10 protein-coding genes are annotated in these 12,784 nt (G+C 71.7%); 6 read left to right on the top strand and 4 right to left on the bottom strand.

Annotated features, from left to right (window positions below; all coding sequences use genetic code 11):
• The 3 genes from VJT49_RS02020 to VJT49_RS02010 all read left to right on the top strand — a co-directional run.
• Nucleotides 1-1,359 (top strand): alpha/beta hydrolase (locus VJT49_RS02020; protein ID WP_324162520.1); only part of this gene is annotated, 1,359 nt, incomplete at its 5' end.
• A gap of 53 nt (nt 1,360-1,412) precedes the next feature.
• Complete coding sequence (locus VJT49_RS02015) at nt 1,413-2,804, top strand: ATP-binding protein (RefSeq protein ID WP_324162518.1); 1,392 nt, start codon at nt 1,413-1,415, stop codon at nt 2,802-2,804.
• An 88-nt stretch (nt 2,805-2,892) separates the two neighbouring features.
• Nucleotides 2,893-4,851, top strand: a complete 1,959-nt coding sequence (locus VJT49_RS02010) for a VWA domain-containing protein (RefSeq protein ID WP_324162516.1) — start codon at nt 2,893-2,895, stop codon at nt 4,849-4,851.
• On the opposite strand, the gene VJT49_RS02005 is transcribed toward VJT49_RS02010, so the two are convergent.
• Complete coding sequence (locus VJT49_RS02005; protein WP_324162514.1) at nt 4,848-6,209, bottom strand: cytochrome P450; 1,362 nt, start codon at nt 6,207-6,209, stop codon at nt 4,848-4,850. The genes VJT49_RS02010 and VJT49_RS02005 overlap by 4 nt on opposite strands.
• A gap of 543 nt (nt 6,210-6,752) precedes the next feature.
• On the opposite strand from VJT49_RS02005, the gene VJT49_RS02000 reads away from it, so the two are divergent.
• Nucleotides 6,753-8,873 carry a LuxR C-terminal-related transcriptional regulator gene (locus tag VJT49_RS02000; protein ID WP_324162512.1) on the top strand — a complete coding sequence of 707 codons (2,121 nt, stop codon included), beginning with the start codon at nt 6,753-6,755 and terminating at the stop codon, nt 8,871-8,873.
• On the opposite strand, the gene VJT49_RS01995 is transcribed toward VJT49_RS02000, so the two are convergent.
• On the bottom strand, nt 8,860-9,393 hold the full coding sequence (locus VJT49_RS01995; protein WP_324162510.1) for a hypothetical protein: 534 nt from the start codon (nt 9,391-9,393) through the stop codon (nt 8,860-8,862). The genes VJT49_RS02000 and VJT49_RS01995 overlap by 14 nt on opposite strands.
• Before the next feature lie 326 nt (nt 9,394-9,719).
• Here VJT49_RS01995 and VJT49_RS01990 point away from each other — a divergent pair, with 326 nt between their 5' ends.
• Nucleotides 9,720-10,415 (top strand): response regulator transcription factor, encoded by a 696-nt coding sequence (locus tag VJT49_RS01990; protein ID WP_324162508.1) that lies wholly within the window; start codon nt 9,720-9,722, stop codon nt 10,413-10,415.
• 104 nt (nt 10,416-10,519) lie between these two features.
• Here VJT49_RS01990 and VJT49_RS01985 read toward each other — a convergent pair whose 3' ends face one another.
• Nucleotides 10,520-10,897: a response regulator gene (locus VJT49_RS01985; protein WP_324162506.1), complete on the bottom strand. Its 378-nt coding sequence runs from the start codon at nt 10,895-10,897 to the stop codon at nt 10,520-10,522.
• 69 nt (nt 10,898-10,966) lie between these two features.
• Nucleotides 10,967-11,746: an enoyl-CoA hydratase gene (locus VJT49_RS01980; protein WP_324162504.1), complete on the bottom strand. Its 780-nt coding sequence runs from the start codon at nt 11,744-11,746 to the stop codon at nt 10,967-10,969.
• Between the two features lie 465 nt (nt 11,747-12,211).
• Between VJT49_RS01980 and VJT49_RS01975 the strand changes: the two genes are divergently transcribed.
• Nucleotides 12,212-12,772, top strand: coding sequence for a hypothetical protein (locus VJT49_RS01975; RefSeq protein WP_324162502.1), 561 nt, complete (start codon nt 12,212-12,214; stop codon nt 12,770-12,772).
• Nucleotides 12,773-12,784: the final 12 nt, after the last annotated feature.

The following is a 12,784-nucleotide window of genomic DNA, read 5'->3' as shown; positions in this document are numbered from 1 at the left end:
CCGCTGGACTACCGGCAGCCCGGCGGTAGACGCATCGATGTGGTGATCTCCCGGGTGCGGAGCGCCAAGCCGGCCGCCCGGCGGGGTGTGCTGCTGCTCAACCCGGGTGGCCCGGGCGGATCCGGGCTGGCGTTGCCGGTGCTCCTCGGGTCCGTCGCGCCGCAAGGCCTGCTCGACAGTTACGACCTGATCGGGTTCGATCCCCGGGGCGTCGGCATGAGCACGCCGGTCGGCTGCGGTCTGACCGATGAGGAGAAGGACGAGGTCTACCCGTGGCCGTTGCCGGGCGGCGTGCCGGCCAACACCGCGGTGGCCAGGAGGATCGCGGACAAGTGCGGCACGTCGCCGACCGGTGGTCTGATGCCGTTCGTCACCACGGCCAACACCGCACGCGACATGGACGTGATCCGGGAGGCACTGGGTGAGGCCCGGATCTCCTACTACGGCATCTCCTACGGCACTTACCTGGGCGCGGTGTACGCGAGCCTGTTCCCGGAGCGCACCGACCGGTTCGTCCTGGACAGCGCGCTGGACCCGGCCGGCGTCTGGAGCAGGACGTTGTTCCGGGCCTTCGGACCCGGGGCCGAGATCCGGTTCCCGGATTTCGCGAAGTGGGCCGCGGCCCACGATGCCGCCTACGGTCTCGGGGCGACCCCGGAAGCCGTCCGCGCGAACTACTTCTCCCTTGCCGCCAAGCTGGACGCCCAGCCGCAGAACGGGTTCACCGGCAACATGTTCCGCCAAGCCACGTTCACCGCGCTCTACGCCGACGACGCTTTCCCGATGCTGGCCGAGACCTGGCGGCGCGCCGAACTCGGCACCCTGAGTTCGTCCGGCGGTCTGGACCCGCCGTCGGCGGACAACCTCGTCTCGGCGCAGCTGGCCGTGCTTTGCGGCGACACCACATGGCCGGTTTCGCCCGGCGAGTACGAGCACGACGTGCGGGTCGACGGCCACCTTTTCCCGCTGGTGGGGGCGATGGCGGCCGGTCCCTACCCGTGCGCGGTCTGGCCCACGCCGCCGCTCGAGCCCGCCGTGCCGGTCACCTCGAACGGCCCGGCGAACATCCTGGTCGTGAACAATCTCCGGGACCCGGCCACGCCGTATTCCGGCGCCGTGAGCATGGCCCGGGCGCTCGGGGACCGCGCCTGGCTGGTCACGGTCGACCACGGCGGTCACGGCGCCGCCTACCTGGGAGGGCCGCCCGACCCCTGCGCCGGCGACACCGCCACCCGGTGGCTGGTCGACGGGAAACCGCCGTCCGCCGCCGAGTCGTTCTGCGCGGCCGGTGATCAGGCCGCCGAAATGAGCCCGGCCCGGCACGTGGTGGCCGCCGAGGTTGCGAAAGGGTGGTGGTGACCTGGAGTCACTCCACGTCGACGGCACGCGCGAAGGTCAGTAGCGTCGTAGGGGTGAACCCCGAATCACTTCCCCGCACCCTCGGGGAGCTGCGCGCCGCCGGGCACCAGCCGCGCGGCGTCAAAACGGAAATCCACGACAATCTGCTCGCGGCACTGCGGGCGGGCCGGGATCCGTGGCCGGGCATCGTCGGGTTCTCGCGGACGGTGCTGCCGCAGTTCGAGCGCGCCCTGCTGGCCGGGCACGACATCGTGCTGCTCGGCGAGCGCGGCCAGGGCAAGACCCGCCTGCTGCGGACGCTCGCCGGGCTGCTCGACGAGTGGACGCCGGCGATCGAAGGCTCCGAACTGGCCGAGCATCCCCTGGAACCGGTCACCCCGGCGTCGAAGCGGCGCGTGGCGGAGCTCGGTGACGACCTGCCGGTCACCTGGGTGCATCGCAGCGAGCGCTACACCGAAAAGCTGGCCACCCCGGACACCTCGGTCGGTGACCTGATCGGCGACGTCGACCCGGTGAAGGTCGCCGAAGGGCGCAGCCTCGGCGACCCCGAGACCATCCACTTCGGACTGGTGCCGCGCGCGCACCGCGGCATCGTGGCCATCAACGAGTTGCCCGACCTCGCCGAGCGGATCCAGGTCGCGCTGCTGAACGTGATGGAGGAGCGCGACATCCAGATCCGCGGCTACACGCTGCGGCTGCCGCTGGACGTGCTCATGGTGGCCACCGCCAACCCGGAGGACTACACCAACCGCGGGCGGATCATCACCCCGCTCAAGGACCGCTTCGGCGCCGAGATCCGCACGCACTACCCACTCGACGTGGCCGCCGAGGTCGACGTCGTGCGTCAGGAGTCGCGGCTGGTCGCGGAAGTGGGGGAGCCGCTGCTGGAGGTGCTCGCCCGGTTCGTGCGGAACCTGCGCGAATCCACGGTGATCGACCAGCGTTCCGGTGTGTCGGCCCGGTTCGCGGTCGCCGCGGCGGAGACCGTCGCCGCGGCGGCGCTGCGGCGTGCCGCGCTGACCGGCGAGCAGCCCGCGGTGGCCCGCCCGGTGGACCTGGACGCCGTACCCGCGGTGCTGCGCGGCAAGATCGAGTTCGAGCCGGGCGAGGAGGGCCGCGAGCACGAGCACCTGGTGCACCTGCTCCGGCGCGCGGTCGCCGAAACCGCGCGGCAGCTCTACGGTGGCCTGAACCTGCGGCCGCTGGTGGAGGCCGTGGCCGACGGGCATCTCGTCGCCACGGGCGAGCGCGTGCCGGGCGCCGACGTGCTCTCCGCGCTGCCGGAACTGCCGGTCCTGCACGAGGTCGCGGCCCGCGCGGGCGTGTCGGCGGGCGATTTCCCCGGCCGGATCGCGGCCGCCGTCGAACTGGCGCTGGAGTCGCTCTACCTGGCCAGGCAGCTCGCCAAGGACTCCGACGACGCGACCACGGTGTACGGACCATGACACACCCTGTGCGAAGTCGCGGCAGCCAGGGCGAGCAGGGCTCTGCCGGCACGATCGTCCTCGCGCGCGAACTCGCGGGGGAGCAGGCATGACTGCCGTTCCCGAAGGCTACGAGTACGGCCCGTGGCACGACGGGCCGGACCCGCTCGCGCCGCCGATCGACGTCCGCGACGCGCTGGACGAGATCGGCCGTGACGTGATGGCCGGTTCCTCGCCGCGGTCGGCACTGGAGGAGTTGCTGCGGCGCGGCACCCGGAACACGGCCGGACTCGACGAGCTGACCCGCCAGGTCTGGCAGCGGCGCTCGGAAATCCAGCGGCGGCACCGGCTCGACGGCACGCTGCAGGAGGTCCGGCGCCTGCTCGACCAGGCACTGGAAGCCGAGCGGCGGGCGCTGTTCCCGGACCCGGCCGACGAGGCCCGGTTCGCCGAAGCACAGCTGGACGCCCTGCCTCCCGGGACCGCCGCGGCCGTGCGCGAGCTGGCCGGTTACGAGTGGCGGTCCGAGCAGGGCAGGGAGAACTACGAGCGGATCCGCGACCTGCTGGGCCGCGAGATGCTCGACTCCCGGTTCGAGGGCATGAAGGACGCGTTGCGGAACACGACGCCGGAGGACGTCGAGCGGGTCAACCAGATGCTCGCCGATCTCAACGCCCTGCTCAACGCCTACGCCCGCGATGTCGATGACATCGACGAGCGGTTCGCCGAGTTCATGCGCCGCCACGGCGACTTCTTTCCCGAGAATCCGCGAAACGTGGACGAGCTGATCGATGCGCTGGCCGCCCGCGCGGCCGCCGCCCAGCGGATGCTCAACTCGATGACCGACGAGCAGCGCGCCGAGCTGATGGCGCTTTCCCAGCAGGCGTTCGGCGATCCCCGGCTCGCCCAGCAATTGTCCAATCTGGACGGTCAGCTGCGGGCGCTGCGGCCCGGCGAGGACTGGACGTCCTCGGCCCGCTTCCGCGGGCAGGACCCGCTCGGGCTGGGCGAGGGCGCGCGGGCGATGGCCGACCTCGCCGAGCTCGACGCGCTCGCCGAGCAGTTGGCGCAGTCCTATCCGGGCGCCCGGCTGGAGGACATCGACCTCGACGTGCTGGCCCGCCAGCTCGGCGAGGACGCCACAGTGGACGCTCGCCGGCTGTCCGAACTGGAGCGTGAACTGAGGCGGCAGGGGCTGTTCGAGCGCGCTCCCGACGGTTCGCTCCGGTTGTCTCCCAAGGCGTTGCGGCGGCTGGGCGAAACCGCGCTGGTCGACATCGTGAACTCCTTGCGGGGCAAGACGGGGGAGCGGCAGACGGAGTCGGCCGGGGCGGCGGGCGAGCCGACCGGCGCGAGCAGGCCGTGGCAGTTCGGCGACATGCAGTCGTGGGAGGTCTCGCGGACGGTCCGCAACGCGGTGCTGAGGACGGCCTCGGCGGGCGGCGGGCGGGTGCGGCTCGACGTGTCCGATGTGGAGGTCGTGGAGACCGAGCACCGGTCGCGAGCGGCCGTCGCGCTGTGCGTGGACACGTCGTGGTCGATGGTCGCCGAAGGCCGGTGGCTGCCGATGAAGCGCACCGCGCTCGCCCTGCACCAGCTGATCTCGACCAGGTTCCGCAACGATGCCCTGCAACTCATCACCTTCGGGCGGTATGCCACGACGGTCGAGCTGGCGGAACTGATCGGCCTGGAAGGCGCATGGGAGCAGGGCACCAACGCGCACCACGCGTTGCTGCTGGCGGGCCGGCACCTCCGGCGCCATCCGGACGCCCAGCCGGTGGTGCTGATGGTCACCGACGGCGAGCCGACCGCGCACCTGGAACCGGACGGTGAGGCGATCTTCGACTACCCGCCGCAGACGCAGACGCTCCTCCGCACCCTTTCCGAGGTGGACAGGCTCGCGAAGCTCGGCGCGTCGGTCAGCGTGTTCCGGCTCGGCGACGACCCGCGGCTGGAGGCATTCGTCGACCTCATCGCCCGCCGTTCCGGCGGCCGTGTCCTCGCCCCCGACCCGGACGGTCTCGGCGCCGCGGTCGTCGGTGACTACCTCCGCACAAGACGCCGCTAGGAGGGACTGCCGAGCGGTTTGCGTGGCGGTGCGGGTCGCGGGGTGACCGAGATGTGGGCTCCGCGGCCGGGAACGCTGGTGATGTTTCGGGGGCGGGTGAGCTCGCGGCGGGGGCGGTCGGGGGACAGCCGGTAGCGGGTCAGCACCTCGCGGAGCACGATCGTGGCCTCCAGCAGGGAAAAGCCCGCGCCGAGACACCGCCGCGCCCCGCCGCCGAACGGGAACCAGGTGCCCGCGGCCGGCCCGTCGCCGAGGAACCGTTCCGGCCGGAACCGCGACGGATCCGGGTGGTGCCCGGCGTCGGCGTGGACCAGGAGGATCGAGGGCAGCACGACGAACCCCGCCGGGATCCGGTAGCCGCCGATCTCCACGTCCTCGGTGAGTTTGCGCGCCACCTCCGAGATCACCGGGTGCAGGCGCATGGCCTCCTTCGCCACGGCTTCCAGGTACTTCTCGTCACCGGCGTCGGCGGCCTGAATCGCCGTGGCGAGCCGGGCCTGGTCGCGGGCAAGCTCGTGGAAGGACCAGGCCAGCGCGGTCGCGGTGGTTTCGTGCCCGGCGAGCAGGAGGGTGACCAGCTGGTCGCGCAGTTCGGCGTCGGTCAGCGGGTCGTCCCCGGCCGGCGCGGTGAGCAGGCGGGACAGCACATCCGAGCGGTCGGCCAGGTCGCCGGCGCGGCGGCGTTCGGCGATCTCGGCGTAGATCAGGTCGTCCACCCGCCGCTGGTTCTCCGCGGCCCGCCGCCAGGGGCCGTAGCGGCGCAGTTTCTCGTTGTGCCAGCCGAAGATGTCCAGCACGCCGATGTCGATGATCTCGCCGAGCCTGCCACGGAGCTCCTCGAGCCGCGCCCCCTCGCTGACGCCGAACACCACCCGCAGGATGATCTCCAGGGTGAGGGCACGCACGCGGTCGTGTGAGCGGAACACCCGGCCGGACGGCCAGCGCCGCACCTCCTGCCGGGTCAGCTCGGTGATCATGTCCCGGTAGCCGCGGAGCGCGGCACCGTTGAAGGCGGGCATCAGCAGTTTGCGGGCGCGCAGGTGCGTGCCCTCGTCGGTCAGCAGCACGGAATGCTCGCCCATGACGGGTTTGAGCACCAGATTGCCCTCGCCCGCGTGGAACCGCGTCGCCGGCCCGCTGAACACGGCCTTGATGTGCTCGAGGTTGGCCAGGTGGACCACGTCGCGCTTCGGATAGAGCCGCAAATGGATGACGTCGCCGTAGTACCGCCGCAGCGCCGGCATCAGCGCCTGGCGGAAGTTGCCGAACAGCAGGGTCTGGACCGCGACCGGGGCCCGGGAACCCGGACCGGGCGGCAGCGGTGCGGTGCTTGTCCGGGACGGCGCGTTGATGGTCATCGCCCACCTCCTCCAGGCTCCTTTTTATACACGCGGACAAGGCGGTCTGTCATTGGCGGCCGCGCCGGCTGGTGGCTCGGTGGAACCGAGCGCGGGGCCGGCAGCGATGTGGGCGGCCTCGCGGCGAGAGCCGGCCTGAACACCGGGCCACTTGTCCGTCCACAGTGGACATGGAGATCTCGGCGGGAATCCGTTCGCGCTTGTCTCTCCGGCCACTGTCGGTGATCGCGGCCCGCGCCTGGCTTCGGTGCCACGATCGTTGTCGCGCCGTTGCCCATCGCACCACCCGAGGGAAGCCGATCATCCGTCCGGCGGGCGCTCCGCGCAGCCCGGCGGCCGGGCCGCGCGATCCGCGACCCCGTGATCGCCATCCGGTGCTTCGCCGGCGGTCCGTCATTCGTGAAGGGGTCACTCGCGCGTCGTGAGGGGGCACCTCGCCGGTTGGTTCGTTTTGGGCGGATCGCGTACGGTTACTGGGTGGCCGGCCGGTCCGAGCCGAATGGGTTCGTGGGTCGTCGGGAGGAGACGGCCGAGGTGAAGCGGATGCTCACCGCTTCACGGCTGGTCACGCTCGCCGGTCCCGGGGGCGTCGGGAAGACCCGGTTGTCACTGCACGTGACCAAGAGCCTGCGGCGCGCCTTCCCGGACGGCATCCACTTCGTGGACCTGGCCGTCGTAGCGGACCCGAACCTGGTCCCGGCCGCGGTGGCGGCGGCGCTGGGACTGCCCGACACCTCCGGCCAGGATGTCATGGACGTGCTCGAAGCCGCGCTGGACGGCACCCGGCCGCTGATCGTGCTGGACAACTGCGAGCACGTGGTGACGGCGGTCGTCGCGCTGGTGGAGCGCCTGCTCACGCGCGCCGCGGGGCTGCGGTTCCTGATCACCAGCCGGGAACCCCTCGGCGTTCTCGGCGAGCACGTCCTTCCGGTGCCGCCGCTGTCCACTCCGGACCCCGGCGCGCCGCTCACCGAGCAGGCGCTCGATGCGGATGCCGTCGCGTTGTTCGCCGAGCGGGCTTCGTCGGTGGCGCCCGAGTTCCGGCTCGGGCACGGAAACGTGGAAGCCGTGGTGCGGCTTTGCCGGCGGCTGGACGGCCTGCCCCTGGCGATCGAGCTCGCGGCCGCGTGGCTGCGCGCGTTCTCGGTCGAGGAGATCCTCGCCAGGCTGGACGCGCCGTTCCTGCTCCAGTCGGCGGGCGAGAAGACCGCACCCGCCCGTCATCGAACGCTGGAGGCGGCCGTGGGATGGAGTTTCGACCTGTGTCCCGGGCCGGAGCGTGCGCTGTGGGCGCGGTTGTCCGCGTTTTCGGGCAGTTTCGACCTGCGGGCGGCGGAAAGCGTGGGCGAGGGGCCGGAAATCGCGGGGCCGGACATCACCGAGGGGGTCGCGGGGCTGGTGGAGAAGTCCGTGCTGGTCCGCGAGGCCGCCGGTGCCCAGTCCCGGTACCGCATGCTCGAGACGATCCGGGCCTTCGGCCGGCAGCGGCTCGCGGTCATGGGCGAGCAGGAGTCGGTGCGGATCCGGCACCGGGACCACTACCTCGGCCTCGCCGAAAACGCGGAGGCGGACTGGTTCGGGGCCCGGCAGGCCGAGTGGCTGGGCCGGTGCCAACTCGACCAGCCCGACCTGTGGGCGGCGCTCGGCTTCAGCCTCGACGATCCGGACCAGATCGACTCGGGCGGCGACCTGGCGTATGCGCTGTGGTGGTTCTGGATCAACCGCGGTGTCCGGGACGGCCGGCGGTGGCTGGACCGCGCGGTGGCCGCGAGGCCTCACGGGAAGCCCAGACTGCGCTGGATCACCGGCTGGCTCGCCATCGCGCACGGGGACGTCCCCGGGGCGGTGCGCCTGCTCGACGGCCCGCCGGACGGGGTGCCGGTGCTCGACCAGGCCGTCGCCGACTACCAGGCCACCGGCATGTTCGACACCGCGTCGGGCCTCGCCTGGTGCAACCTGCCGACCGTGGCCGCGCTGCTGGGGGACGAGGACCACGCCCTCGCGCTGTGCGAGGACTGGTCCCGGATCTGCGTGTCGGCGGACGAGCAGTGGACCCGCTCGTGGGTGCTGTGGGTGCGTGCCGTCGCGCGCTGGCGCCGGGGCGAGACCACCGAGGCCCAGGACGACGCGATGGAATCGTTGCGGCTCAAGCGCCGGGTCGGCGACCAGCTGGGCACTCCCGCCGCGGTCGCGCTGCTGGCCAGGTTCGCCACCGCCCGGGGCGACGCCAAGCGTGCCGCGTACCTCTTCGGGACCGGTGAGTCGCTGTGGGAACCGATGGGACGGCCGGTGTTCGGCTGGGGGACTTTCCGGGACTGGGCCGAACAGTGGGGCGCCCGCGCCCGCGAAATGCTGGGGGAGCGTGCCTTCGACAGCGCCTACGCCTCAGGACGTGAGGCCGACACCGAGGCGGCGGTCGCGCTCGCGCTGGGGGAGGAGGCCGAGCGGGAGGCCGAGCCGGCCCCGGCCCCGGCAGGCGGGCCGCAGCTGACCCGGCGGGAGCTGCAGGTCGCGAACCTCATCGCCGACGGCCAGTCCAACAAGGAGATCGCGGCGACCCTGGTGATCTCGCAGCGCACCGCCGAAACACACGTGGAGAACATCCTGAGCAAGCTGGGCTTGAACTCCCGCACGCAGATCGCGGCGTGGATCAGCCGGCGGTGACGACTTCCCGGGCGGGCGCTTCGGCGGGCCAGGCCTCGGGAAGCTTGACGAGTTCGGCGGGCGTGCCGGCGTCCCCCACGAGGAACAGCAGCGCGACGGACTCGGCCACGAGCCGCCGCGAGGCGAACCCCAGCGCCTGCCGGGAGGCCTTGTCCAGCCGCTGGGTGTTGGAGATCACGCACACCAGCGGCCGCTTTTCGGCCGCGTGCGCGAGCAGGCTGAAGACCGCGAAGCCGACCAAGGAGGGGTCGGGTGTTTCGGCGGCCGGGTCGAACGCGGCGCGCAGGACCTCCCGCTGCGGTGGCGACAACCGTTCGAACTGGTCGAGGGCCTGGGCACACAGCTGGTGCAGCCCCGAATAGGTGAGTTCCCGGTCGGATCGCGCACCCGCGACCCGGCTGACCCGGAATTCACCCGGTAGGGCCAGTTCGCCCTCGCCGTGCACCACGAGGGCGGCGCTACGCCCTGTGCGCACAGCTTCGAGCACGTTGTCAACCGATTCCCGCTGCGTCGTGCGCATGTCCCGTCCCGGTGGTGGTCGTCCTGGTTGTGTGCAAGCTTGCCGTTCCGGACCCCTCCCCGTCGTCACCGCGAGCGGGCATTTGCGAGCTGTGGCTGACCGGCAGCGGGGGATACCTGCTGGCCGGTATTGACAGCACCGGCCAACAACCGGCCAAGAACCAGCCAAGCACCGGTGCCGCGTCAGTCGACGTTGTTCCGATTCGGTGTAGGCCGATCCTCGCTGTGGTGCGAGCGACTGGCGCCGAGAACGCCGGGCCGGGCCACACGCACGGTAGGCTCCAAGGCAGCGGGCCCACCCGCTCAGCGTCAGCCGAGGTGGTGCACATGACGGTGCCAGCGCCCCGAGCCAGCGGTACGGACAGCCCTCCGCGGGGCAAGGTCGTCGTCGCCGACGACGACGTGTTGCTCCGCGAGGGGATCACCAGCCTGCTCGAGCGTTCCGGTTTCGAGGTGGTGGGCCAGGCCGGCGACGCCCCGGGGCTGCTCAAGCTCGTTCAGGAGCACACCCCGGACCTGGCCATCATCGACATCCGCATGCCGCCCGCGCACCGGACGGAGGGGCTCGTGGCCGCGCACGAGATCCGGGAGCGCTTCGCCGATGTCGGGATCGTGCTGCTGTCCGCCTACGTGGAGGTGGAGCACGCGATGGAGCTGCTGGCCAGCGGGGAACGAGTCGGTTACCTCCTCAAGCGCCGGGTCACCGACGTGGGTGAATTCGTCGATACGCTGGAACGGATCATGAAAGGCGGGTCCGTCCTGGATCCGTCCCTCGTTCAGGAACTCCTGCGCGCCCAGCGCAAGGACGACCCGCTGGCCGCGCTGAGCACCCGGGAGCGGGAGGTGCTGGCGCAGATGGCGGAGGGGCGGTCGAACGCGGGGATCGCCCGTGCCCTGTGGGTGACCGAGGGAACGGTCGAGAAGCACGTGCAGCACATCCTCACCAAGTTGCAGCTGCCCGACAGCGGTGACGATCATCGCCGGGTCCTGGCGGTCGTCACCTTTCTCGAAGCCCGCTGCTAGCCGGGTATTCCGCGCGTGAGCCGCTGACCTGCGGTGATACCCGAGAGATCATCTTGGTGCAGCCCGCTGACCAGCCGAAACGTGTCCATGTACGGAGAACGGGGTCAGCGCGCGGCCTGCTCTTCGAGCAGCTCTTGGATGGCCCGCGCCGAAAGGGAGGACTTGGGCAGGAACCCCACCACGGGGCTCGAGCCGATCAGGTCCTCGAAGTCCTTTTCGGAGTGGGTCGACACGAGGATGATCGGGAGTCCGTCCGGTGGCGAGACTTCCGTGTCGTGGAGCCGGTGTGCCACGTCGAACCCGGTCTCGTCGCCCAGGTCGATGTCGAGCAGCACGACGTCCGGGCGCCCCTCGCGGGCGAGCCGCACAGCGTCGGCGCCGGTCGAGGCCACCTCGACCTCGGCCCCCTGCCGTTCGAGCAGCTCCCGGGCCGACCGGAGGAACTGGGCGCTGTCGTCGATCAGAAGGCAGCGCATAGCCATGGCTCCAGCATGGCCGCCGGCCACCCCGGTCGCATTACGGCTAGCCCGAACATTTCCGGGCGGTGCGCGCTATTTCCCGGAGAATCGGGGGGCCCGCTTTTCCCGGAACGCCGTGGCGCCTTCGGCGAAGTCGGCGGTGGAGAACAGCGCGGTCTGGCCTTCGTGCTCGCGCTCGAGCGCGGTTTCGAGCCCCGCGAGCGCGGTGGCGTTGAACGCGTGCTTGGTTTGTGCGTAGGCGGCGGTCGGCCCGGCGGCGAGCTTCGCCACGAGCTGCTCGACCTCGGCCTCGAGGTCCGCGTCGGGAACGGCCTGGGCGATCAGGCCCCAGCGTTCGGCGGTGCGCGCGTCCACCCGTTCGGCGAGCATCGCCATCTTGGTGGCCCTGGCCCGGCCGATGGCGGCGGGCAGCAACGCGGTGGCGCCGCCGTCCGGCATCAGCCCGATCCGGGCGAAGGCCAGCAGGAAGTAGGCGGACTCGCACGCGACGGTCAGGTCGGCGGCCAGCGCGATCGAGCAGCCGACACCCGCCGCGGCCCCGTTGACCGCGGCGACGACCGGCTTGGGTACCGCGCGCAGGGCGCGGATCAGCCGGTTGGCCGCGCGGACCGTCTCCGCGGAGGGCGGCTCGTCGTCCGCGGCCCGCAGGTCGGCGCCGGAGCTGAACGCGCGCCCGGCCCCGGTGAGCACCAGCACCCGCACGCTGTCGTCGTGGCCTCGCGTCTCGACCTCTTCGGCAACTTCGGCCAGCATGGCCGAGGTGAGTGCGTTGAGTGAGTCCGGCCGGTTGAAGGTGATGCGGAGAACCGCGCCGGTCTGGTCACTCAGGATGGCCGGGGACGCGCTCGCCATTGATGCCTCCTCCAGTTCGCGACAACGTCGGTGTTCAACGATCGCCAGGGGCGAGTCTGATATCAAGATCGTCGGCGTGGCAAGGAACTGGAGACTTGTGTCACCGGAGCTACCTCTCGACCGCCAAGTAACGCTAGCGTCCGATATCCGCCGTCCCCTGACCAGGGTCCGGGGCAGCAGCGCATCCCCGACCTGCTGTCCCGGCCCGTTCCACGTAGTGCCCGGGAGGCCCTCGTCGCGCACCGGCCTCCGCGGTGCTGACCGGCGCCGGGGCCGGCCCGCGAGCTCGGCGCTGGTTTTCGCCGGCGGTGTACTGGTCCCGGAACAACTGCGCGGCGTCGCGGCGCAGGGAAGCAGCACCGCGGGGTTGTGACCAAGGACTGGACGTGGCGGGTTAACCTGGCCCGGATCCTCCGCGGACGCTGGCCGCGGGAGAACGGCGTCCGCGACTTGGGAAGGCGGGGCATGAGGACGTTGACCAGGCTGCTGGCCGGATTTGACCAGGACAGGTCGGCCCGCTTCCGTGGCCTGGTACTCGGCCAGCTGGTGCGTGCCTCCCGCGGCGTGCGTGAGCCCGGCCTGCTCCACCTGTTCCTGCTCCCGCCCGGGCCGGGCGAAACCCGGTTCTCGATCTACGAGACCTCGCAGCCGCTCAACCTCGAGGTTCCCGTCCCCGAAGCGATCCGGCAGGCGCTCGCCGTCCTGCATTCCTCGTGCGACGACCCTCGGCTCATCGCCGGCGGGGACGAGTGGTGGCGCACGGTCGACGCCGGGCGGCAGGCGCTCTACCTCGGCAGCGGGGCCCGGCTGGCCAGTCCCGATCCGGACCTCGCCTGCCCGACCATCGTGCGGCTGGTCGACCGCACCGCGTTCTACCTGGCGCTGGACGCCCGCCAGCAGCCGACCGTCCTGCAGGCGTCCGAACCGATGATCATGGGCGAGCAGGCCGTGCCCGCCCAACGGATCCACGCGACCATGGATCCGCCGTTCACCCTGATCGACACCATCGTCGCGTCCCTGCGCTGAACCGGTCAGGCG

This window comes from Amycolatopsis sp. (assembly GCF_035276945.1).
Classification (GTDB): domain Bacteria; phylum Actinomycetota; class Actinomycetes; order Mycobacteriales; family Pseudonocardiaceae; genus Amycolatopsis_E.
Note: the sequence above shows the minus strand (reverse complement) of the source record. Positions and strands in the feature narration are given on the sequence as shown.

Bases quoted from the DNA above. Each gene is read 5' to 3' on its own strand.
- VJT49_RS02010 (WP_324162516.1), top strand. From the start codon at position 2,893: ATGACTGCCGTTCCCGAAGGCTACGAGTACGGCCCGTGGCACGACGGG.
- VJT49_RS02005 (WP_324162514.1), bottom strand. From the start codon at position 6,209: ATGACCATCAACGCGCCGTCCCGGACAAGCACCGCACCGCTGCCGCCC.
- VJT49_RS02000 (WP_324162512.1), top strand. From the start codon at position 6,753: ATGCTCACCGCTTCACGGCTGGTCACGCTCGCCGGTCCCGGGGGCGTC.
- VJT49_RS01995 (WP_324162510.1), bottom strand. From the start codon at position 9,393: ATGCGCACGACGCAGCGGGAATCGGTTGACAACGTGCTCGAAGCTGTG.
- VJT49_RS01990 (WP_324162508.1), top strand. From the start codon at position 9,720: ATGACGGTGCCAGCGCCCCGAGCCAGCGGTACGGACAGCCCTCCGCGG.
- VJT49_RS01985 (WP_324162506.1), bottom strand. From the start codon at position 10,897: ATGGCTATGCGCTGCCTTCTGATCGACGACAGCGCCCAGTTCCTCCGG.
- VJT49_RS01980 (WP_324162504.1), bottom strand. From the start codon at position 11,746: ATGGCGAGCGCGTCCCCGGCCATCCTGAGTGACCAGACCGGCGCGGTT.
- VJT49_RS01975 (WP_324162502.1), top strand. From the start codon at position 12,212: ATGAGGACGTTGACCAGGCTGCTGGCCGGATTTGACCAGGACAGGTCG.